Annotated in this window: 19 protein-coding genes; 8 read left to right on the top strand and 11 right to left on the bottom strand. The window is 71.2% G+C overall.

Going from position 1 to position 20,688, the window contains the following annotated elements; genetic code table 11:
* Window positions 1–21 precede the first annotated feature (21 nt).
* Entirely contained in the window at window positions 22–792 is a 771-nt protein-coding gene (locus tag AB0I88_RS18605) for a cyclase family protein (RefSeq protein ID WP_361025430.1), read from the bottom strand.
* Window positions 792–1,982 carry a CoA transferase gene (locus AB0I88_RS18600; RefSeq protein ID WP_361025427.1) on the bottom strand — a complete coding sequence of 397 codons (1,191 nt, stop codon included), beginning with the start codon at window positions 1,980–1,982 and terminating at the stop codon, window positions 792–794. The genes AB0I88_RS18605 and AB0I88_RS18600 overlap by 1 nt, the downstream gene beginning before the upstream one ends.
* A gap of 77 nt (window positions 1,983–2,059) precedes the next feature.
* Between AB0I88_RS18600 and AB0I88_RS18595 the strand changes: the two genes are divergently transcribed.
* The 3 genes from AB0I88_RS18595 to AB0I88_RS18585 all read left to right on the top strand — a co-directional run bounded on the left by AB0I88_RS18595 (window position 2,060) and on the right by AB0I88_RS18585 (window position 4,833).
* Entirely contained in the window at window positions 2,060–3,493 is a 1,434-nt protein-coding gene (locus AB0I88_RS18595; protein ID WP_361025424.1) for a dihydroorotase family protein, read from the top strand.
* 348 nt (window positions 3,494–3,841) lie between these two features.
* Window positions 3,842–4,342, top strand: a complete 501-nt coding sequence (locus tag AB0I88_RS18590; protein ID WP_361025421.1) for a type II toxin-antitoxin system antitoxin SocA domain-containing protein — start codon at window positions 3,842–3,844, stop codon at window positions 4,340–4,342.
* Between the two features lie 8 nt (window positions 4,343–4,350).
* Window positions 4,351–4,833 carry a hypothetical protein gene (locus AB0I88_RS18585; protein WP_361025418.1) on the top strand — a complete coding sequence of 161 codons (483 nt, stop codon included), beginning with the start codon at window positions 4,351–4,353 and terminating at the stop codon, window positions 4,831–4,833.
* Between the two features lie 4 nt (window positions 4,834–4,837).
* Here AB0I88_RS18585 and AB0I88_RS18580 read toward each other — a convergent pair whose 3' ends face one another.
* The 4 genes from AB0I88_RS18580 to AB0I88_RS18565 form a co-directional block, all read right to left on the bottom strand.
* Window positions 4,838–6,799 (bottom strand): acyl-CoA dehydrogenase, encoded by a 1,962-nt coding sequence (locus AB0I88_RS18580; protein WP_361025415.1) that lies wholly within the window; start codon window positions 6,797–6,799, stop codon window positions 4,838–4,840.
* A gap of 217 nt (window positions 6,800–7,016) precedes the next feature.
* On the bottom strand, window positions 7,017–7,889 hold the full coding sequence (locus AB0I88_RS18575; protein ID WP_361025412.1) for a DUF4437 domain-containing protein: 873 nt from the start codon (window positions 7,887–7,889) through the stop codon (window positions 7,017–7,019).
* Window positions 7,886–9,376 carry an AMP-binding protein gene (locus AB0I88_RS18570; RefSeq protein ID WP_361025409.1) on the bottom strand — a complete coding sequence of 497 codons (1,491 nt, stop codon included), beginning with the start codon at window positions 9,374–9,376 and terminating at the stop codon, window positions 7,886–7,888. Before AB0I88_RS18570 ends, AB0I88_RS18575 begins: the two co-directional genes overlap by 4 nt.
* 25 nt (window positions 9,377–9,401) lie before the next feature.
* Window positions 9,402–10,298: a hydroxymethylglutaryl-CoA lyase gene (locus AB0I88_RS18565; RefSeq protein WP_361025405.1), complete on the bottom strand. Its 897-nt coding sequence runs from the start codon at window positions 10,296–10,298 to the stop codon at window positions 9,402–9,404.
* Between the two features lie 58 nt (window positions 10,299–10,356).
* On the opposite strand from AB0I88_RS18565, the gene AB0I88_RS18560 reads away from it, so the two are divergent.
* From AB0I88_RS18560 to AB0I88_RS18550, 3 genes are all read left to right on the top strand, one after another.
* Entirely contained in the window at window positions 10,357–11,550 is a 1,194-nt protein-coding gene (locus tag AB0I88_RS18560) for a CoA transferase (protein ID WP_361025402.1), read from the top strand.
* Complete coding sequence (locus AB0I88_RS18555) at window positions 11,550–12,197, top strand: isochorismatase family protein (protein ID WP_361025399.1); 648 nt, start codon at window positions 11,550–11,552, stop codon at window positions 12,195–12,197. Before AB0I88_RS18560 ends, AB0I88_RS18555 begins: the two co-directional genes overlap by 1 nt.
* A gap of 159 nt (window positions 12,198–12,356) precedes the next feature.
* Window positions 12,357–12,902: a PadR family transcriptional regulator gene (locus tag AB0I88_RS18550; RefSeq protein ID WP_361025396.1), complete on the top strand. Its 546-nt coding sequence runs from the start codon at window positions 12,357–12,359 to the stop codon at window positions 12,900–12,902.
* 88 nt (window positions 12,903–12,990) lie between these two features.
* On the opposite strand, the gene AB0I88_RS18545 is transcribed toward AB0I88_RS18550, so the two are convergent.
* Both AB0I88_RS18545 and AB0I88_RS18540 read right to left on the bottom strand, forming a co-directional pair.
* Window positions 12,991–13,956 (bottom strand): alpha/beta hydrolase, encoded by a 966-nt coding sequence (locus AB0I88_RS18545; protein WP_361025394.1) that lies wholly within the window; start codon window positions 13,954–13,956, stop codon window positions 12,991–12,993.
* A gap of 190 nt (window positions 13,957–14,146) precedes the next feature.
* Complete coding sequence (locus AB0I88_RS18540; protein WP_361025391.1) at window positions 14,147–14,431, bottom strand: hypothetical protein; 285 nt, start codon at window positions 14,429–14,431, stop codon at window positions 14,147–14,149.
* Between the two features lie 253 nt (window positions 14,432–14,684).
* Between AB0I88_RS18540 and AB0I88_RS18535 the strand changes: the two genes are divergently transcribed.
* Both AB0I88_RS18535 and AB0I88_RS18530 read left to right on the top strand, forming a co-directional pair.
* On the top strand, window positions 14,685–16,352 hold the full coding sequence (locus AB0I88_RS18535) for a cellulose synthase catalytic subunit (protein ID WP_361025388.1): 1,668 nt from the start codon (window positions 14,685–14,687) through the stop codon (window positions 16,350–16,352).
* Window positions 16,349–18,298 carry a galactose oxidase early set domain-containing protein gene (locus tag AB0I88_RS18530; RefSeq protein ID WP_361025386.1) on the top strand — a complete coding sequence of 650 codons (1,950 nt, stop codon included), beginning with the start codon at window positions 16,349–16,351 and terminating at the stop codon, window positions 18,296–18,298. The genes AB0I88_RS18535 and AB0I88_RS18530 overlap by 4 nt, the downstream gene beginning before the upstream one ends.
* Before the next feature lie 4 nt (window positions 18,299–18,302).
* On the opposite strand, the gene AB0I88_RS18525 is transcribed toward AB0I88_RS18530, so the two are convergent.
* From AB0I88_RS18525 to AB0I88_RS18515, 3 genes are read right to left on the bottom strand one after another with little or no spacing between them, the layout of a single operon-like run.
* On the bottom strand, window positions 18,303–19,310 hold the full coding sequence (locus AB0I88_RS18525; protein ID WP_361025383.1) for a glycoside hydrolase family 6 protein: 1,008 nt from the start codon (window positions 19,308–19,310) through the stop codon (window positions 18,303–18,305).
* A gap of 30 nt (window positions 19,311–19,340) precedes the next feature.
* Window positions 19,341–20,075, bottom strand: a complete 735-nt coding sequence (locus AB0I88_RS18520; RefSeq protein ID WP_361025380.1) for a hypothetical protein — start codon at window positions 20,073–20,075, stop codon at window positions 19,341–19,343.
* Complete coding sequence (locus tag AB0I88_RS18515; protein ID WP_361025377.1) at window positions 20,068–20,643, bottom strand: sigma-70 family RNA polymerase sigma factor; 576 nt, start codon at window positions 20,641–20,643, stop codon at window positions 20,068–20,070. Before AB0I88_RS18515 ends, AB0I88_RS18520 begins: the two co-directional genes overlap by 8 nt.
* Between the last annotated feature and the right edge of the window lie 45 nt (window positions 20,644–20,688).

Below are 20,688 nucleotides of genomic sequence, written 5' to 3'. Positions count from 1 at the left end.
GCTTCGCTGCGGTGCGGCCGGTCACGCCCCGACCACCGCCAGCGGGCGCACCGGCGAACCCGTGGCGCCGACCAGTTTGAGCGGCGCCAGGACGAACTGGAACTCGGCCACTCCGGCGTCGGCCAGCCCGGACAGCAGCATCGTCTCCACGATGTTGATCCCGGCCTCGACCAGCAGGATCCGGTGCACCGGCAGGCTGGTGTGCCCGGCGCCGGGGGCGATGCGCTCGTACGCGATGGTCTCCGCCCCGGTCACCGCGATCCTCCGCTCGGCCAGCCAGCGCGCCGCCTCCTCGCCGGGGCCGGGGGCGCCGTCACGCGTACCGAGAAAGGTCTGCCCGTCGTGGAAGTGGCGCGACCAGCCGGTGCCGACGAGAACCGCGTCGCCGGGGTTGATCGTGAGGTCGCCGGCGGCGGCCGTGAGGTCCGCGGCCGTCACCTCGTAGCCGGGCGGCAGCACCTCGACACCGTGCACCCGCGCCACGTCCAGGAAGACGCCGCGTCCCACGAACGGCGGGAACTCGTCGATGCCCAGCCGGGAGAAGCCCGCGTCGGACTGCACGTCGGCCGCCACCACACCGCCGTGCAGGAGGCCGTCCTGCGACACGTGGGCCAGCGCGTCGACGTGCGTGCCGACGTGCGTGCCCGTCACCAGGATGTCGTTGGCAGCCGAACCGCCGCCGGCCCGCACCATGTCACCGTGCCGGCGCACCAGGGAGTGGGTGTAGGCGGGATGGTTCGGCGACTGTGGCATTCCCTTCCGCATCGGCTGCGCGAGATCGAAAACTTTCACTAGATGACTCCTTCGGCCCTGAGCGCCGCCCGCTCCTCCTCGTCGTAGCCGAGGCCGGCGAGCACATCGTCGGTGTCCGCGCCGCGCGGCCGGCCGGTCCAGCGGATCGAGCCGGGGGTCCGCGAGAGGCGGTACAGCGGGCCGGGCATGCGCACCGGCCCGAGCGTCGGATCGTGCGCGGTCGTCACCGAGTCGCGCGCGATGAACTGCGGGTCGGCGAAGACGTCCGCGATGTCGTAGACCGGGGCGATCGCGGCCTGCGCCTTCTCGAACGCCTCGGTGACCGTCGCCAGGTCGCGGGCGCCGATCCACCCGGCCAGCGCCTCGTCGAGCACGTCGGCGTGCGCGGCCCGGCCCACCCCGGTGGCGAACCACGGCTCGTCGATCAGCTCGGGGCGGCCGACCAGGCGCAGCACCCGCTCGGCGATGGCCTGCGCGCTGGTGGAGACGGCGACCCAGCGGCCGTCGGCGGTCCGGTACGTGTTGCGCGGCGCGTTGTTGACCGACCGGTTGCCGGTACGCCGTTGCACCTGGCCCAGCTGGTCGTACACCATCGCCTGCATGCCGAGGACGGTGAGCATCGGCTCGACGATGGCCAGGTCGACGACCTGCCCGTCACCGCCGCGCGCGTCGCGGTGGTACAGCGCCGTCATGATCGCCTGGGCGGTGGTCAGCGCGGCGATGCCGTCGGCGAGACCGAAGGGTGGCAGGGTGGGCGGGCCGTCCGGCTCACCGGTGATGGCCGCGAACCCGCTCATCGCCTCGGCCAGGGTGCCGAATCCGGGCCGGCCGGAATACGGGCCGGTCTGTCCATAGGTGGTCACCCGCGCGATGATCAACCGCGGGTTGATCTCGTGCAGGATCGACGGGCTCAGCCCCCAGCGCTCCAGAGTGCCCGGCCTGAAGTTCTCGATCAACACATCCGCCGTCTTGACCGATTTTTTCAGTATCTCAGCGCCTTTGGGGGAGCTCAGATCGAGGGTCACCGCCCGCTTGTTGCGGCCCAGCATGGTCCACCAGAGCGGCACACCGTCCTTCGCCGGCCCGTGGCCCCGGGCCGGATCACCCTTGGCCGGGTGCTCGATCTTGGTCACGTCGGCGCCGTAGTCGCCGAGGATCGTCGCGGCCAGAGGTCCGGCGAACAGGGTGGACGCGTCGACGACGCGGACCCCTTCGAGAGGGCTGGGCATGCCTCACCCTAACCGCTCTGTTCCATTAAGGGAAACCTCGTTACTGTGTGCGAAACACCTGTGGGAGGTCGGGCCGGATGAGCCGTTACGAACTGCTGGTACGCGGAGGCACCCTGGTCGTGCCCTACCTGGGAACGATCCGGGCCGACCTGGCCACGAAGGACGGCAAGGTCGCCGCGATCGCCGACACGATCGACGCCGGGGACGCCGACGAGGTCCTCGACGCGACCGGCAAGCTCGTCTTCCCCGGCGCCGTCGACGCCCACTTCCACCTGGGCATCTACCGCCCGCTCGCGGTCGACGCCGCCGAGGAGACCCGGTCGTCGCTGGTCGGCGGCGCGACCACGGTGCTGTCCTACTTCCGCACCGGCCGGCACTACCTCGACCGGACCGGCGCCTACGCCGACATCTTCCCCGAGGTCCTCGGCGCGGTCGCCGGCCACGCGTGGACCGATTACGGCTTCCACCTGGCGCCGATGGACACCGCCCAGGTCGGCGAGGTGCCCGCGCTGGTCGACGGCAGCGGGGTCAGCTCGTTCAAGTACTACATGTTCTACAAGGGCTTCAACCTGGCGGCGAACTCGCGCGACGCCAAGTCCTTCACCATGAGCGACGAATACGACCTCGGCCACCTCTACCAGCTCATGGAGGCGGTGGCGGCCGCCAACGCGGCCACCGGCCGGCGGGTCTCCCTCTCACTGCACTGCGAACAGGCCGAACTGATGCGGCTCTTCATCGAGAGGGTACGGGCGAACGGCGATCCCCAGACGCTGAAGGCGTACTCCGACGCCCGCCCGCCGCTGACCGAACGGGTCGCGATCGGCGAGGCCACCACCCTGGCCCGGGCCACCGACTGTGCCATCAACCTGCTGCACCTGTCCTCCGGCGAGGCCCTGGCCGCCGCCCGTGAGGCCCGGGTCGCGATGCCCGAGGTCGACATGCGTTTCGAGGTGACCCTGCACCACCTGTGCCTCACCCACTCCGAACTCGACGAGCAGGGCGGCCTCGGCGGCAAGGTCAACCCCCCGATCCGGGCGAAGTCCGACACCGAGGCCCTGTGGGCCGGCGTCCTGGACGGCACCGTCGGCTGGGTAGCCTCCGACCACGCCTGCTGCCTGGAGGAGGAGAAGGGCGACGAACTGTGGCCGGCCCTGCCCGGCTTCGGCGGCACCGCCCTGCTCTACCCCATCCTGATCAGCGAGGGCATGCACAAGCGCGGCCTCTCCCCCGCCCGCGTGGCCGAACTGGTGTCGGCGAACCCGGCCCGCGCCTACGGCCTGGACGGCCGCAAGGGCAACCTGCTCCCCGGCTTCGACGCCGACCTGGCGATCATCGACCCCGACCTGGAGCAGGTGGTCACCACCGGCCTGCTGCTCTCCGGCCAGGACCACTGCCCCTTCGAGGGCCGCAAGGTCCGCGGCTGGCCGGTCGCCACCGTCCTCCGCGGCCGCGTCGCCTACCGCGACGGCGAGATCCTCGGCACCCCCCGCGGCGCCTTCGTCTCCCGCTGATCCACACGTGCGGCGGCGCCTGCTCGGATGGCGCCCGCCGACCCGGAGACCGGGTCACTCGTTCATCTGACGTGACCGACAAGTGCCCGCCCTGTCCGGTAACCGACCATCCACGTCAGCCGATCGAGCGCTGCCCGGGGCTCGGGCGATGCCGGAGACTGGGCAGCGAAACACGCCCACACGTTGCGAAGCTCACTCGGATCCAGCGGACCGCCTGATGCGACAAAACGGTCAAATAACCAGAAAGCGGCGTGCCGGCGGATATTCTGAGGACGGAAAATGACACACCCGCTCGCTAAGCTCTTCCGCGCAAGGTCCGAAAGGAAGTCCAGGTCAGGGGGTGACACGGTGGCTACCGCACATGACGTGGCCGCCTACATTCTGGCCGAGCGGGGCCCGATGTCGGCGATGAAGCTACAGAAACTGCTCTACTACTCCCAGGCGTGGCATCTCGTGTGGGATGAGCAGCCGCTCTTTCCCGAGCGCATCGAGGCCTGGGCCAACGGGCCCGTCGTCGCCGAGCTGTATCCCCTGCACCGCGGCCAGTTCCTGATCAGCGAGTGGCCACACGGCGACGCGCTACGACTGACCGCCGCCGAGCGGGAGTCCGTCGACGTGGTTCTCGATTCGTATGGTGACCTCGACGGCCGCAAGCTCAGCCACCTGACGCACGCGGAGGCGCCGTGGGCCGAGGCGCGAGCCGGCCTCCACCCGACCGAGCGTTCGGACAAGGTGATCACTGCCGCGGCCATGCATGAGTATTACGGCTCGCTCGACGCGGCCGAGGAGGCCATACCCATCGACGAGCTGACCTGGGAGGGCTGGGGCGCCACCGTCGCCACCGCGTAGGCGGGCCGATGTCCCCGAAGAGAACCCGCACGGGTTCCCCCAAGCGGATCACGTCCGGCGAGAAGGTCGCCAAGGTCGATGCCAGCGCCGTTCACGGCCCCGATGCCGGGACGCACCGGGTCACGTTCTCCTTCCACTACGCCGATCAGGGGTATCAAGGCGCCTGGTGCTGGCCGACAGCCGACGAAGCACACGAATTGCTTCAATTCCTGTGCAACGTCGGCGCCCTGACATGGAACGAGGTCAGGGCTCAGCTGTCCAGCTCCAAGGGCGGCAGTCACCGGAAGCACCACTTCCAGGGCATCGACACGCTCTGCGCGGAAGCCCAGGACCGGCTCGCTCAACTGCGACTCGACGAGGTGTTCGGCGACGAGGTCTTCCGCTTCCGCGTGGGTAATCGCCGGCGCCTCTGGGGGTTCATCGCGGCGGGCGTCTTCTACATCCTCTGGTGGGATGCCGAGCACGGCGTCTACCCCCTCGATCGCGACTGACCGGTCAGCCCGCGCGGAGCGCGTCGTCCTCCTTGGCCATGGCGTCCTGGCGGGCCGGTTCCTCGCGCAGGATGGCGGCGTTCAACCATTCCTCCGGTACGGCGAACGCGTCCACCAGCGCACGCATGTGCGGCCGCAGGTCGCGCAGCAGGTCGTTGGCGACCGCGGTGACCGCTTTGGAGCGGGCCGGGGTGAGACGCCCGTGTTCCATCAGCCAGGCCTTGTGCTCCTCGATGGTGGTCAGCGCGTACAGATCGCAGACTTTTCCGAGCAGTTCGCGGGCGGCGTCGTCGCCGGTCCGCTCGATGCCGGCGACGAACGCCTCCAGGGTGATCCGGTCGATGTGGGCGGCCGCCACCGACAGGACGTGGTCCTGCACGTCGTTGAAGATGTCGAACGGCCGGTCCTTCTTGCCGGCGGCGCCCTTGCGCAGGCGGCGGATCGCCCCGTCGAGGAGGTGTTTCTCACGGTCCTCGAAGAGGGCCAGGTGCCAGCCCCGGTCGGTGACGGCGACCTCCTCGTCACGGCCGGGCACCGCGCTGACGAGCCGCTGGATGAGCGAGCGCGCGGCCGTACGCTCGAGCATCATCTCCCGCACCTGTTCGGCGACGAACGTGGCCCGCCCCCAGCCGTCGAGGGAGCCGAAGGCGTCGCGATAGCCGGTGAGCAGGCCTTTCGCGACGAGCTGGAGCAGTACGGTGTTGTCGCCCTCGAACGTGGTGAACACGTCGGTGTCGGCTTTGAGCCCGGGCAGCCGGTTCTCGGCGAGGTAGCCGGCACCGCCGCACGCCTCCCGGCACATCTGGATGGTCTTCGTGGCGTGCCAGGTCTGTACGGCCTTGAGCCCGGCCGCCCGGGATTCGAGCTCCCGCTGGCGGCGCTCGTCGGGCTCGGCGAGGGAGAAGACGTCGGCCATGGTGACCGCGAGTTCCTCCTGGGCGAAGGCGTACGCGTACGACCGTGCCACCGCCGGAAGGAGTTTGCGCTGGTGGGCGAGGTAGTCGTTGAGGGTGATCTCCCGGTCGGCGCCGGGGCTGGTGAACTGGCGGCGGGTCTCGCCGTAGCGGACCGCGATGGTGAGCGCGCTGCGGGTGGCCGCGGACGCGGCGGCGCCGACGGTGACCCGGCCGCGGACCAGGGTGCCGAGCATGGTGAAGAAGCGCCGGGTGTCGTTCTCGATCGTGCTGGTGTAGGTGCCGTCCTCGGCGACCTGCCCGTACCGGTCGAGCAGCATGTCGCGCGGCACGACGACGTGGTCGAAGGAGATCCGCCCGTTGTCGACGCCGAGCAGCCCCGCCTTGGCCCCGGCGTCGCCGATGGTGACGCCGGGCATCGGGTCGCCGTGCTCGTCGCGGATCGGCACCAGCCAGGCGTGCACGCCGTAGCACCTGCCTCCGGTGATGAGCTGGGCGAAGACCACGGCCATGCGCCCGTCGCGGGCCGCGTTGCCGATGTAGTCCTTGCGGGCGGCCTCGTGCGGGGTGTGCAGCACGAAATCGCCGGAGGCGGCGTCGTAGGTGCAGGTGGTCCGCAGTTGCTGCACGTCGGAGCCGTGACCGGTCTCGGTCATCGCGAAGCAGCCCATGAGGTCGGCGGAGATGATGTCCCGCAGATAGGCGTCGTGGTGCCGCTTCGTGCCGAGCGCGACGACCGCCCCGCCGAACAGTCCCCACTGCACCCCGGCCTTGACCATGAGCGCCAGGTCGACCTGGGCGAGCATCTCGGCCGCGACGGTGGAGCCGCCCGGATCGTCGGAGCCGCCGTACTCGGCCGGGAACGCGGAGACCACGCCGACGTCGGTGGGCAGTTCGCGGATCAGCCGGCTGACCCGCTCCCGCGCCTGGTCGCCGGTCTCACCGGCAACGGTGACGAACTCGGCGCCGAGCCGCTCCCGGACCGCCCGGCGGACGTGCGCCCAGCGGCCGTCGAGGACCTCGGTGAGGGAGGCGGTGACTCGATCACTCATGCCGCGATATTACCCGCCAGTAACCTCCCTTAACCCCGGAGATCAAGCTCACAAAGCCGGGGTACGCGGTGGACCGTCCCCCGCCGGATCCGCCCCGTCCCGCGGCGCCACGCGAGGCGCTGCGGGGTACAGGCCGTACCGCGCCCGCCGGGCGTGAGTGGTGGGATCGGCTGCCTCAGCTACGCCGAGACAGCCCGGCAACCAGCCGAAGAGCGGGTCACATGCCGTCGCCGGACCACTCCCCGCGCGAACGGGACCGCACCGGCAGCGACGACAGGACCGGGTGGATGTGCCCGTCGTGCTCGTCGTAGTTCTCCGCGTGGCCGCCGTACTCGACCCACTCGCCGGTGGTGTACCAGTTGGTCAGCTCGCCGTCGGAGCGCAGGATCCAGTCGATGTCGGTCTCCGCGACGAAGTGGCCGTGCTTGACCCGGGCCGGCCGGAAACAGTAGGTGCCGTCGTCGATGTCGCCGAAGTTGTAGGCCATCCTCCCGGAGAGGGTGTAGAACTCCTCGTAGCACGGGTGGTGGGCGAGCCGGTGGTCGGTCCAGCCCTTGGGCGCGCGGATCAGCCGGGTGTAGAAGCCGGTCTTCGGGTCGCGGTGCAGCAGCTTGATGTAGAGCGGGGAGAGCGGCCCGACCGACGGGGCCTCGGTCCACTCCATCTTCTCGGCGTCCATCACGGTGACGCCCTCGGTGGACTCCGGGGACGCCTCGGCCGACGCCTCGCCGAGGTTGGTGAACGGGTCGAACCCGCAGTCGCCGTACTCGCGCCAGTGCAGCACCCGGGAGCCCTCGCGGATCTTGATCCAGTCCATGGCCGTGCCCTTGGGGACCTGCACGTAGCCGCCGGCGCCGAGTTCCCGGCCGCCGTACACCATGGAGCCCTCGACCACGTAGAACTCGGTGTCGGCGTGCACGATCCCGGCGCCGCGGCCCCAGTCCGCGGTGGCGTGCAGCGACAGCGAGGACGAGCCGTCCTCCTCGTCGGTCGACAGGCGGCGCTCGAGGATCCTTCCCTCACCGTACGGCAGCTCACCGGCATGGAAGATGTAGTCGTCTTCGTGGATCAACTCCACATGTGCCCTCACGGCGCACTCCTCAGCTCGCGTTTCAGGATCTTGCCGGCGGCGTTGCGGGGCAGCGCCGCGACCGTTCGGTACTGCTTGGGGACCTTGAACCCGGCCAGCCGTGACCGCAGGAAGTCCTCCAGCGTGCCGGCCTCGACGGGCGAGCGGCCGACGTAGTAGGCGACGACCCGCTCCCCCCACCGCTCGTCCGGCTCGCCGACGACCGCGCACTCGGTCACCGCCGGGTGGGTGAGCAGCACCTCCTCGACGTCCCGGGGGTAGACGTTCACACCGCCCGTGATGATCACGTCCTTGACCCGGTCGACGATGGAGATGAAGCCCTCCTCGTCGCGGATCACGATGTCGCCGGAGGTGAGGAAGCCGTCCTCGGTGGTGCAGGCGGCGGTGGCGGCCGGGTTCTCGTGGTAGCCGTTCATCAGGTACGGCGAGCGGCTGTACAGCTCGCCGGGCTGACCGGGTTCGACGGGGGCGCCGTCCGGGCCGACGATCCGGACCTGGGTGCCGAACCACGGATGCCCGACGGTCCCGGCCTTGCGGCGGGCGTCCGGCGGCCGCAGGTTGGTGACCACCCCCGCCTCGGTGGAGCCGTAGAGCTCGTGCACGCCGACGCCGGGGAACGCCTCGAACACCCACTCCTTGAGCACCTTGGGCAGGGCCGCCGCGTTGAAGTAGAGGGTGTCGAGCGTCGGCAGGGCCGGGACCTTCTCGAGCGCGGAACGGATCAGTTGCGCGTGCGTCGGGACGAGGAACACCGACTGGGCGCCGTCGCGCTGGATCATGTCGAGCAGCGCGTCCGGCTGGAAGGAGCGCAGCATGCTGACGGTCGCCCCGCAGTGGACGGCCGCGTAGGCGAAGGCGAACCCGGCGCCGTGGTACATCGGGGCGACCGCGACGGTCCGCCGTCCCGGCCCGAGGCCCCACTCCAGCGCGGTGGCGTAGAAGGTAAGCGACCGGGACCGGTGCGAGATCAGCACGCCCTTGGGGTCGCCGGTGGTTCCGGCCGTGTAGGCGATGCAGAACGGGTCACGCTCGTCCACCGGGATCCACGGGTCCACGGCCCGGGCGGCGTCAAGCCACGCCTCGTACTCCGGCCCGATGCTCACCACCCGGCCGCCGAAGCCGTCCGGCACGGCCCCGGCCAGCGCCGGGTCCACGAGGAGCGCCCGCGACCCGGAGTGGCCGAGGATGAAGTCCACCTCGGGCGCGGTGAGCCGCGGGTTGACCGGCACCAGCACCAGGCCGGCCTTGGCGATGCCGGCCGCGATCTCCGGGTATTCGAGCCGGTTGCCGCAGAGCAGCGCCACCCGGTCGCCGTGGGCGAGCCCGTGGGCCAGCAGCGCGCAGGCGAGCCGTGAGGAACGCTCGTCGAGCGCCGCGTACTTGAGTTCCCGATCCCCGTCGCGCACCGCGACCACGTCCGGGGTGGCCCGGCCGAACTCGCGCACGCCACCGGCGATCGTCAGATCAGCACCACCCGGCCGCAACATGCGAGAATGGAAACACCGTTTCCATTCATGGCGCAAGAGGGAAATCGCCGGCCCGGCCGAGTTGCGCGGGAACCGACGCGAGCCCGAGTTCCGACCCGATCCAGGCGCCGACGGCGGCCGCCGCGGTCACGTCGACGCCGGTCCTCAGCGCCGACCGGTTCAGCAGGTAGGCGAGGTCCTCGGTGGCGATGTTCCCGGTGGCGGCCGGCGCGAACGGGCACCCGCCGATCCCGCCGAGACTGGCGTCCAGCGCCCCGAAACCGCTCGCCACCGCGGCGCTCGCGTTGGCGTACCCCGCGTTTCTGGTGTTGTGGAAGTGAGCGCGCAGCGGCACGCCCGCGGCGACCGATCGCACCTGCGCCGCCAGCTCGGTGACCTGCCCCGGCACGCCGACGCCGATGGTGTCGGCCAGGCAGATCTCGTCCATCGGGCCGGCGTCCTCGACGATCGAGCGCACCCGGGAGGCGGGGACCGGACCCGTGAACGGGCACCCGAACGCGGCGGCCACCGTCAACGTCACGAAGAATCCGGCGTCGCGGGCGCGTGCCGCGACCGCGCGAAAGGCCTCCAGCGAGGAGGCCGTGGACATCCCCTGGTTGCGGCGGGAGAACTCATCGCTTGCGACGACCACATAGTTGATCTCGTCGGGCCGCGCGGCCTCCAGCGCCAGAGCCCGGTCCAACCCGCGCCCGTTCAGGACCAGCGCGGCATACCGCACGCCGGGCGAACGCGGGACGCCCCGCAGCACCTCCTCGGCGTCGGCCATCTGCGGGACCCGGTCCGGCCGGGCGAAGGCGGCCACCTCGATACGCCGCAGTCCCGTCGCGAAGGCCCGCCGCACGTACTCGACCTTGACGGAGGCCGGCAGCACCTTCTTCTCGTTCTGCAGCCCGTCCCGCGGCCCGACCTCGACGATCTCCACGCCCGACACCCCTTGTTTCTTCTAGCGAAACATCGTTTCGCAAGTATAGGGTGACGGCGTGACCGCGCCATTGTCTGACATTCGCGTCCTGGAAACCGGAACCCTGCTCGCCGGCCCGTTCTGCGGGCAGCTCCTCGGCGACTTCGGGGCCGAGGTGATCAAGCTGGAGGACCCCGGCAAGGGCGATCCGATGCGCCAGTGGGGACGCGAGAAACCGCACGGCCAGTCCCTCTGGTGGCCGGTGGTGGCCCGCAACAAGAAGTCGGTCACCTGCAACCTGCGCACCGCCGAGGGCCAGTCCCTGGTCCGACGGCTGGTGGAGAGGTCCGACGTGCTCCTGGAGAACTTCCGGCCCGGCACCCTGGAGCGCTGGGGCCTCTCCTACGAGGCACTGTCCGAGATCAACCCCCGGCTCATTCTGGTACGGGTGACCGGTTACGGCCAGACCGGACCGTATTCGCCGCGTGCCGGGTTCGGCTCGATCGGCGAGGCGATGGGCGGGCTGCGGTATGTGACCGGCGAGCCCGACCGGGCCCCGTCACGGTCCGGCATCTCGATCGGTGACTCGCTCGCCGCCACCTACGCCGCCTTCGGCACACTGGCCGCCCTGCACGCCCGCGAGCGCACCGGCCGCGGCCAGGTCGTCGACTCGGCGATCTACGAGGCGGTCCTGGCCATGATGGAGTCGCTGATCCCGGAGTGGGGCGTCGCCGGGTACCGCCGTGAGCGCACCGGCCCGATCCTGCCGAACGTGGCGCCCAGCAACGTCTACCCCACCGCCGACGGCTCCGACGTGCTGATCGCCGCCAACCAGGACACCGTGTTCCGCCGGCTGGCCGACGTGATGGAGCGCCCCGACCTGCCGGCCGACACCCGGTACGCCACGCACGGCGCCCGCGGCGAGAACCAGACCGAGCTCGACGACGTCATCTCCGCCTGGACGCGGACCATCCCGTCGGCGAAGCTGCTGTCCATGCTGCACGAGGCCGGCGTCCCGGCGGGCGGCATCTACACCGCCGAGGACATCATCGCCGACCCGCACGTGCAAGCCCGCCAGGCGGTCATCGAGGTGGAGCATCCCGAGTTCGGCCGGATCCCGATGCAGAACGTCGCACCCCGGCTGTCCGGGACCCCCGGCGAGGTCAAGTGGGCCGGCCCGGCGCTGGGCTCCGGCAACGAGGAGATCTACCAGGGCCTGCTGGGCCTCACCGGCGAGGAACTGGCCGACTTGAAGACCCGCGGGATCATCTGATGCCCGGGCTCGGCGAGGACTACGCGAAGGCCGGGTTCGCGCGGCGGCTCGGCTGGGGGTCCCGGCCCGCGGTGCTGCTGGTGGACGCGGCACTGGCGTACACCGACCCGGACTCGCCGCTCTTCCTCACCACCGGCGCGAAGGCCGCCGAGGCGATGTCCGAGCTCGCCGACGCCGCCCGCTCCGCCGGGATCCCGGTCCTCTGGAGCCGGGTCCACTTCGCCGACGAGACGTGCGCGGAGGCGCCGCTGTTCGCCGCCAAGGTGCCGGCGCTCAAGGTGTTCGCCGACGGCAACCCGCTCGGCGGTTTCGCGCCGCCACTGTGCCCGGCGCCCGGCGAACAGGTGGTGGTCAAGCACTACGCGAGCGCCTTCGCCGGCACGTCCCTGGCCGCCTGGCTGGCCTCGCACTCGATCGACACACTGCTCATCGGCGGCTACTCCACCTCGGGCTGCGTCCGCGCCTCGGCCCTCGACACGCTCCAGCACGGCTTCCGCCCGATCGTCGTCCGCGAGGCCTGCGCCGACCGTGACGGCGGCCCGCACGAACACAACCTCTTCGATCTCGACGCCAAATACGCCGACGTGGTCACCCTCGCCGAAACCATTCAAACCATCGTCTGGTACGCGGAGGACCGTCCCCGGTAGACGGCGCCGTCCCGTGGCGCACGGCGATCCCGCTGCCACGCGCGCCCGTGCCGCCCGTTCCGGGCGGAGCCGCCGGCACGGTCCGCATCATCCCGGGCACGCCTTTCGCCGCATCGACATATCTGTTAGGAACATCTGGCAGGCGTGAGGGGTGATCACTTGTCCCGTTCCAGCCAGACCCGGATGGCGGTTCTCGGCGCCTTGAGCATCGAGCCGATGACGGCCTACGCCCTACGTGTGGCGATCCGCGACGTGCTCGGGCATTTCTGGAGCGAGAGCTTCGGCCAGATCTATCCGGCGTTGCGGGCCCTCGAGGACACCGGCCGGGTGCGGCGGCGACCGGGCGCCCGGGCGGGCTCCTCGGTCTTCGAGATCACCGAGTCCGGTTCGGCCGAGTTGCTCGGCCTGCTGCTGGAACCGGTCCAGGACAGTCCGCCCCGTGACGGGCTGCTGCTGCGCCTCTTCTTCGGCCGCGCCCTGGGCCCGGAGCACTGCGCGGCGCTGCTGCGCGAGACCCGTGACGCGGCCGGGGCCCGCCTCCGGCGGTACGAGGGGCTGCTCGCCGGGCTGAGCGTGACCGAACGCGACACGCCCGACTGGGCGTTCGTGCGGATCACGCTGCGCGCCGCGATCCATCAGTCCCGGTCCACGCTGGAGTGGGCCGAGGAGTCGCTCACGGCGTTCGCGGCGAAGCCGGCAGCCTGAGACCGGGAACCGGCGGCCTGAGAGCGGAAACCGGCGGCCTGAGAGCGGAAACCGGCGGCCGTGCGGCCGCCGGCTCCGCTGGGGAGTGTCAGCCGAGCGTCTGGATCACGCCCGCGGTGAGCAGGCCCTGATAGTAGGCGCCGCCCGGGTAGTAGGTCGCGGTGGTGGTGCCGGCCACCGCGTCGGCGGCCCAGTTGACCGCGAAGGTCTGCAGGGCGGTGACGTTCTGCGACTTCGGCGCGCCGCCGGTGAGCGTGCAGAGCCAATTGGTGCTGGCGCCCTCGGCATCGCAGTGCGACCCGGTGGTGAGCCGGACCCCGAGGAACGGCCGGTCGACCCGGGCGAGCAACTCCACGGTTCCGCTGGCGTTGCTGTTGGAGAGGTAGGGCGGCGAGGAGATCGTCGTGATCGGCAGCGAGGTGCCGTTCAACCCGGTGAGGGCGTCCGCCATGTTGGTGCCCGACGGCGACTTGACCGGGTCGAGAAGTTGCAGGTATTCGAGGTTCCCGAACGCGGCCGGGAACGTGGTGCGCAGCCGGTTCGCGATGTAGGCGACCGCGTCGCCGCCGGCGGAGTGCCCGGCCAGCACGTACTTCGCGGGCAGTGTGCTGCCGGCGCGCCCGGCCGTGGTCGCCGCCTTCGCGTAACTGGTGGGCAGCGCCTTACCGGCGGTGGTAGCCTCGCCGATCCAGGCGGCGACGCTGTTGAGGAACGCGGTGTTGTCGCCCTGGTTGCTGACCGTGCAGCCGCTGGAGTTGATCGACGGCAGGGTCGGGGTGAAGACCAGGAAGCCGGCGGCCTGGTATTTCCGGGCCAGCGCGGCGACATGGCTGTTCGAGCGGGAGAATCCGTGCTGCAGGAAGACCAGGGCCTTCGGGCTGGTGGTCTCGGGGAAGAACCAGTCGGCGTCCTGGGTGTAGGTCGAACTGCCGCACGGGACGGTGATGTCACCATCGATCTCGGCCGCAGCGGCCCGGGCGGGCGCGGCGGTAACGGCCAGTACGCCGGCGGACATGACGAGCGCGGCGACGATGCGATGTAGGGACAGGTACACGGGACCTCCAAGTGGTCAGCCGTAACACTCTCCGAAACAGTGTTTCCATTAGCGTGCATCCCTGGCGCCCTGTCAAGCGCGCGAACGAGCCCGGCCACCCGCGACAGCGGGCGGCCGGGCTCGACCCGGCTGGTTGTCGGCGCTGCCTCAGCTCTACCGAGACAGCGCCGACAACCAGCCGGTCCGGGGTTCAGTCCTCGTAACCGGGCACCACGAGGGGGTGGCGCTCCTCGTCACGCGCGGCGATGCCGGCCATCGACCGCAGATACTGACGCCTGGTGATCTCGCCGTCCAGGAGTTGCGAGCACAGCACACCCTCCAGGCTCTCCGGCGCGAAGAACGCCTCCGGGATGTTCAGCGGCTCAGCCTCGGCCCGAGCCTCCGCCCGCACCCCGCGCACCGCGAGCACGCAGGCGGCGGCCAGGACCAGGATGAGAAGGGACAGGATCAGCATTGCCACCGCCTTGTCGGTCACCGCGGGGCGCCGTGCCCCGCCTGACAGAGAGAACGGATCACAGGGCGTGCCGGTTCGACGATTTCCGTCACTCCTGGCTACAAAGTCTCGGCCCGCGAATCGGGCACTCCACTAGATCACGACACGTTCCGGTACGCGGTATGCCCGGAATTTACGAAATTTCGCTATCTTCTCCGTTGTGACCGGAAAGCGTGCTATATCACCGCCGCCCGACTACCACGGCTTCAGTCGCCTCGCCGGGGACCCCGAACCCGTGCCCGACGGCGACCACCGGGTCCGCCTGCGCCCGCTGTCCCGGCGCCGCCCGGTCCGATCCGCGCTGATCGCGCTGTTCGCCTTCGCGTTCGAGACGACGTTCTTCGGCTGGTTGCTCGCCTCGATCGAGGTGCCCGACCGGCGGGCCGACACGGCCCTGTTCGCCACCACCGTCTTCATGATCGGCGCGACCGCCCTGATCGAACTGTTCCGCCTGGTCAACGTGGTCACTCTGTGCCTCGCGACGCTGCGGGCCCGGGATCCGCGGCCGGTGCCGCCGGACCCGTCGCTGCGGGTCGCCTTCCTCACCACGATCGTCCCCGGCAAGGAGCCGGTCGAGATGGTCGAGCGGACGCTGCGCGCCGCCCGGCGGATCCGGCACCCCGGCCGCTACCACGTGTGGCTGCTGGACGAGGGCGACGACCCCGGGGTACGGGCGATGTGCGCCCGCATCGGCGTGCACCACTTCAGTCGCAGGGGCGTGCCGGACTGGAACACGCCGGCCGGGGCCTTCAAGGCGAGAACCAAGCACGGCAACTACAACGCGTGGGTGGACCGGCACGGCGACCGGTACGACGTGTTCGTCTCGGTCGACCCGGATCACGTGCCGCTGCCGAACTTCTGCGAGCGGCTGCTCGGCTACTTCCGCGACCCGGACGTGGCGTTCGTGATCGGCCCGCAGATCTACGGCAACTGCGACAACGTGATCACCCGCTGGGCCGAGTCGCAGCAGTACCTGTTCCACTCGCTGCTCCAGCGGGCCGGCAACCGGCTGGGCGTCCCGATGCTGGTCGGCACCAACAACGCGGTCCGCATCACGGCGCTGCGGTCGATCGGCGGGCTGCAGGACTCGATCACCGAGGACATGGCCACCAGCCTGGTCGCGCACGCCACCCGCAACCCGCGGACCGGGCGCCGCTGGCGATCGGTCTACACGCCGGACGTGCTGGCCGTCGGCGAGGGCCCGTCGTCCTGGACCGACTACTTCAGCCAGCAGCACCGCTGGTCACGGGGCACCGACGAGGTGTGCGTGGCCGGCTTCGCCCGGATGGTCCACCGGCTGGGCGTACGGCGGTCGCTGCACTACGCGCTGCTGATGGCGTACTACCCGCTCACCGCGATCGCGTGGCTGCTCGGCGCCGCCACGGCCGCCTGTCACGTGCTGCTCGGTGCGAAGGGCGTCCAGGTGCCGCAGGAGGTGTGGCTGATGCTCTACGTGGACGCCGCGGTGTTCCAGGTGTGCCTGTACCTGTGGAACCGCCGGCACAACGTGAGCCCGCACGAGGAGGCCGGCTCCTCCGGGCTGTCCGGCATGTTGCTGTCCACCCTGTGCGCGCCGATCTACGTGACGTCGTTCCTGCAGGCGGTGCTGCGCCGCCGGGCCGGTTTCGTGGTGACCCCGAAAGGCGATTCGGCCAGCCCGGACCGGCTGCTCACCTTCCGTACGCATCTGCGCTGGGCCGTCTTCTTCGCGGCCCTGCTGATGGTGGCCGCCATGACCGGCCACGCGCACGGCTTCATGTGGCTGTGGCCGTCGCTGAACCTGGCGGTCTGCCTCGCCCCGCCGGCGATCTGGGCGCTGCAGGCGCTGCGCCGGCGGCGGCACGGCCGTGCGATTCCCGCTCTGACCGACCGAAAGGAACTGATCGAGGTGGCAACCCGATGACCGCCCGGAGACGACCGACCCTGGCCCGGCGGCTGATCACCGCGCTCGTGGTGATCCCGGCGGTGGCCGCCGTGGTGACCGTGAACCGGCCGATCGTCGGTTTCGCCGCGGAGCGCTACCACGAGTTCAGCATCAACCGGCAGTCCTACAAGGAGCGGTTCGGCCACTGGTCGATGCTGCCCGTGCCGGGGCGATTCCGGATCAACGCGGTCCACGCGGCGCTGCTGCGGACCGGCAAGGTGCTGATCATCGCGGGTTCCGGCAACAACCGGGAGAAGTTCGAGGCGGGCTCGTTCCGCTCGATCCTGTGGGATCCGGACACCGACGAGTTCAAGGACGTGCCCACCCCGACCGACCTGTTCTGCGGTGGGCACACCTTCCTGCCCAACGGCAATCTGCTGGTGGCCGGCGGCACCAAGTCGTACGAGGTGCTCGAGGAGAACATCGAGAACGCCGCCGGGGTCATGAAGATCAAGAACGAGTCGCCGGACGGCGGCCCGCGCGTCTTCCGTAAGGGCACCCGGCTGTTGAGCGCCGACGGCCGCGTCTACCTGACCAGGGCGGACGTTACCGTGCCCCCGGCGACGAAGATGACGCACGGCCCGCACACCATGGTCCACGCCGGGGAGGTGGAGGTCTGGGTGGACGCCGCCGAACCCGGTGACGCCCCAGTCGTGAAGACCCCGGCGCAGTACCGGATCGAGGGCCTGACCGGGCTGGACACCCGCAACCTGTACGGCGTCTCCGACAAGATCACCCGGGAGAAGCAGGAGTACGGCGGGGACCGCACGTCGTACGAGTTCGACCCGATCGCCGAGCGTTACGTGCGCACCGGCAACCTGACCGAGCACCGCTGGTACCCGACGCTGGCGCCGCTGCCCGGCGGTGACGTGCTGGCCGTCTCCGGGCTGGACGAGTTCGGCCGGATGCTGCCCGGCGTGAACGAGCGTTACCGGGTGGCGAAACGCCGATGGGTGGCCGCGCCGGAGCTGGAGCGGGTGTTCCCCACCTATCCGGCGCTGTTCCTGACCGCCGACGAGCGGCTGTTCTTCTCCGGTTCCAACGCCGGGTACGGCTCGGCCACCGAGGGCCGCACCCCCGGGCTGTGGGACGTGCGCACCAACGGTTTCCAGACGGTGCCCGGCCTGGCCGACCCGACGATGACCGAGACCAGCGCCTCGGTGATGCTGCCGCCCGCCCAGGACCAGAAGGTGATGATCATGGGCGGTGGCGAGGTGGGCGACTCACCGGTCTCCACGGCCCGCACCGCGATCGCCGACCTGGACGAGCCACGGCCCGTCTACCGGCCCGGCCCCGATCTGCCGCACCCGACCCGCTATCTGAACGCCGTGGTGCTGCCCGACGACACCGTCTTCACCAGCGGCGGCTCGTCCGGGTACCGGGGCGGGCCGTACGAGGGACGATCCCGCAGCGACCTGCTGACCGCGCAGATCTTCGACCCGCGCCGCGAGCGGTTCACCGAGGCGGCGGCGCCCCGGGTGGGCCGCAACTACCACTCGGAGGCGCTGCTGCTGCCGGACGGGCGGGTGATCACCCTGGGCAGCGACCCGATCTACGACCCGTCCGGGAAGAACCCCGGGAAGTTCGAGCAGCGGATCGAGATCTACAGTCCGCCGTACCTGTTCGAGGGCGACCGGCCGACCATCCTGTCCGGGCCGCGGACCGTGCGGCCGGGGCGCAAGGCCGGCTTCGCCACCCCGGACGCCGACCGGGTCGTCCGGGCCCGGCTGGTCCGGCCCAGTTCGGTCACCCACGGGACCGATGTGGACCAGCGGTCGGTGGAGCTGGGCGTCCGGCGGACCCCCGGCGGTCTGTCCCTCTCCGTACCGGAGAAACGCGGCCTGCTCCCACCCGGCTGGTACATGCTCTTCCTGATCGACGACGAGGGCGTGCCGAGCCCGGCGCGGTGGGTGCGAGTGGCTTGACGGCTCAGTTGGTGGCGAGCCCGAGCGCGTACTCGGGCCACCACTGACCGGCCGGCGGCGCCCCCGGCCCGCAGGCCCCGTCCGACTCCCCCGGCCGTTTCACCCAGAGGAAGGCGTCGACCCGCGGCACCCCGGTGTCGGTGGTCGGCGCCGGCCCGAGCGCCCGGCCGGGCGGGTTGCACCAGTGGCCGTCGGCGTCGGCCTTGTCGACCGGGGCCGGCCCGTTGCCGTTGCGGCTCGTGTCGATGACGAACGGCATCCCGCCGATACGGTCGGAGATCCTGGTCCCGTACGCGATGTTGGCCTCGGTGGTCTCGAAGTTGGCCACGTTGAGGCTGAACCCGTCGGCCTCGCGCACCCCGGCGCGTTCCAGGGTCTCCGCCACCCGGTCCACGTCCTTGATCCAGCCGGGGTTGCCGGCGTCCAGGTAGACGCGTACCCCCGGGTCCTGTTTGAACGTCCTGATCGCCTCCCGGAGCAGGGTGAGCCGCTCCTCGACGCCTGCCCCGCCGACGAGGCAGTCGTCGATGGCGTGCGGCACCGCGTCCGGTTCCAGGACGACGACCACCGGGTGCCCGCGGACCACACCGGCCAGTTCGGCGATCCACGCCCGGTAGGCGCCGGCGTCCGGGGCGCCGCCGCTGGAGTGGCCGCCGCAGTCACGTCCCGGCACGTAGTAGGGCACCAGCACCGCGGTCCGGCCGTGCGCGGCCGCCGCCTCGACGAGCCGCCGGGCACGGTCCTGAAAACCGGGGTAGCCGTCGGCGAACCAGACGGCGGCCGCCGCGGCGGCGATGCGGCGCAGCGCGGCGGCGTCCGCACCGCGGCCGCCCGCCTCCCACGCGGCCACCTGCCCCACCGCCGGCGCGTCCGGTTCCACGAAGAACACGGACTCGGTACGCGGCGACGGTGACGGCGAGGGCGCCGGGGTGGCCTGCGGCCGCGGTGCGGAGGTGCATCCGGCGAGAACGACCACCGCGGCGAGGCCGCCGAGAGCAGGGAGGTTTCTCATCCGGGCGAACGCTACCTACCCGATCGGGGCTCAGCGCACCGACCGTGCCGCCACTATCGCCTGTTCGAGTGCCGGAATTCCCTCCAACCGGTAGGTGACGGTGCCGGTCGTCCAGATGAGTGTGGGCCCGGCCAGCCGTGCCGTCTCGCTCCGCTGCACGCCGTCGCGGCCCACATAGGTGAGCGGATGCGGCCGTGGCAGCCAGGCCGCCACCAGCACCGTGCCGCCCAGGTCCACCGGCCGCGCGTCCGGTGACGTCTTGAGGAAGGTCGTCTGCAGCTGCCCGTCGAACTGGTCGAACCGGACGCTTCCGCCCTGGTAGACCAGGGTGATCACCCGTGGGCGCCCCTGCCCGTCCGGGTCGGCCGTCAGCACCTGCTCCGGCTGTCCCAGCGCCTCGGGCACGCCGACCGGGAAGGCGGCGGCCCGGCGGACGGCGTCGAGCGAGGAGCCGCCCGGCGACGGCAGCGGGGCGGGGGTGGCGGGCAGGTCGCTACGGGACTGCTCCGCCCGTACCTCGATGCCGGCGACACGCAGCAGGCCGCCGATCACCTCGGCCACCGCGGCGCGGGCCGGGGCGACGAGGGTGACCGAGGCGACGAGCGCGGCCACCAGGCCGGCGAGGACGAGACGGGCGCGAGGCCGTCGCGGTGCGGGCCGGGCGAGGCGCGCACGCACCGCGTCCCTCTGATCGACAGCCGGGGGTACGCGCAGACGACCGCCCAGTTCACGAAGTTCCGCGATGAGATCGTCGGGTTCAGGCACCGGGCACCTCCGTGATCGGCAGCCGGTCGCGCAGTCTCGTCAGCGCCCGGGAGGTCCGCGACTTGACCGTCCCGCGCGGCAGGCCCAGGGTCACCGCGGTCTCCGCCTCGGACAGGTCGAGCAGGTAGCGGCAGACCAGCACGTCACGGTCCCGCCGGTCGAGCGCCCGCAACTGCTCGACCAGGACGCGGCGGCGCTCACCGGCCATCGCCGACTCGGCCGGGTCCGGCTCCAGTGGCAGCGGATCCTCCCGGACGGCGGCGCGCAGCCACAACCCTTCCCGGCGGCGGCGCGACCGGACCAGGTTGCGGGTCTCGTTGGCCACGATGGCCAGCAGCCACGCCTTGAACCCGGCCTCGCCCCGGAACCGGTCCAACTGCCGGTACGCCTTCACGAACGCCTCCTGCACCACGTCGTCCGCGTCGGCGCCGGCACCCAGCAGGACCGCGGCCCGGTGCGCCGGCACGGTGCAGCGCGCGACCAGCACCTCGTACGCGTCCAGGTCGCCCCCGCGAGCCCGGGCCACCACGGTCGCCTCGTCGATATCGATGGCCGCCCCTTCCGACAACAGCACACCTTAGAGACACCGCCCGCCGGGAACCGGTTCCCGGCG

This window comes from Actinoplanes sp. NPDC049802 (assembly GCF_040656595.1).
Lineage (GTDB): Bacteria > Actinomycetota > Actinomycetes > Mycobacteriales > Micromonosporaceae > Actinoplanes.
The sequence above is the reverse complement of the archived record's forward strand: the minus strand, read 5'-3'. Positions and strand labels throughout refer to the sequence as shown.

Excerpts from the sequence above, each read along its gene's own strand:
- AB0I88_RS18600 (WP_361025427.1), bottom strand. The coding sequence starts at position 1,982 with ATGCCCAGCCCTCTCGAAGGGGTCCGCGTCGTCGACGCGTCCACCCTG.
- AB0I88_RS18595 (WP_361025424.1), top strand. The coding sequence starts at position 2,060 with ATGAGCCGTTACGAACTGCTGGTACGCGGAGGCACCCTGGTCGTGCCC.
- AB0I88_RS18585 (WP_361025418.1), top strand. The coding sequence starts at position 4,351 with ATGTCCCCGAAGAGAACCCGCACGGGTTCCCCCAAGCGGATCACGTCC.
- AB0I88_RS18580 (WP_361025415.1), bottom strand. The coding sequence starts at position 6,799 with ATGAGTGATCGAGTCACCGCCTCCCTCACCGAGGTCCTCGACGGCCGC.
- AB0I88_RS18570 (WP_361025409.1), bottom strand. The coding sequence starts at position 9,376 with ATGTTGCGGCCGGGTGGTGCTGATCTGACGATCGCCGGTGGCGTGCGC.
- AB0I88_RS18555 (WP_361025399.1), top strand. The coding sequence starts at position 11,550 with ATGCCCGGGCTCGGCGAGGACTACGCGAAGGCCGGGTTCGCGCGGCGG.
- AB0I88_RS18530 (WP_361025386.1), top strand. The coding sequence starts at position 16,349 with ATGACCGCCCGGAGACGACCGACCCTGGCCCGGCGGCTGATCACCGCG.
- AB0I88_RS18525 (WP_361025383.1), bottom strand. The coding sequence starts at position 19,310 with ATGAGAAACCTCCCTGCTCTCGGCGGCCTCGCCGCGGTGGTCGTTCTC.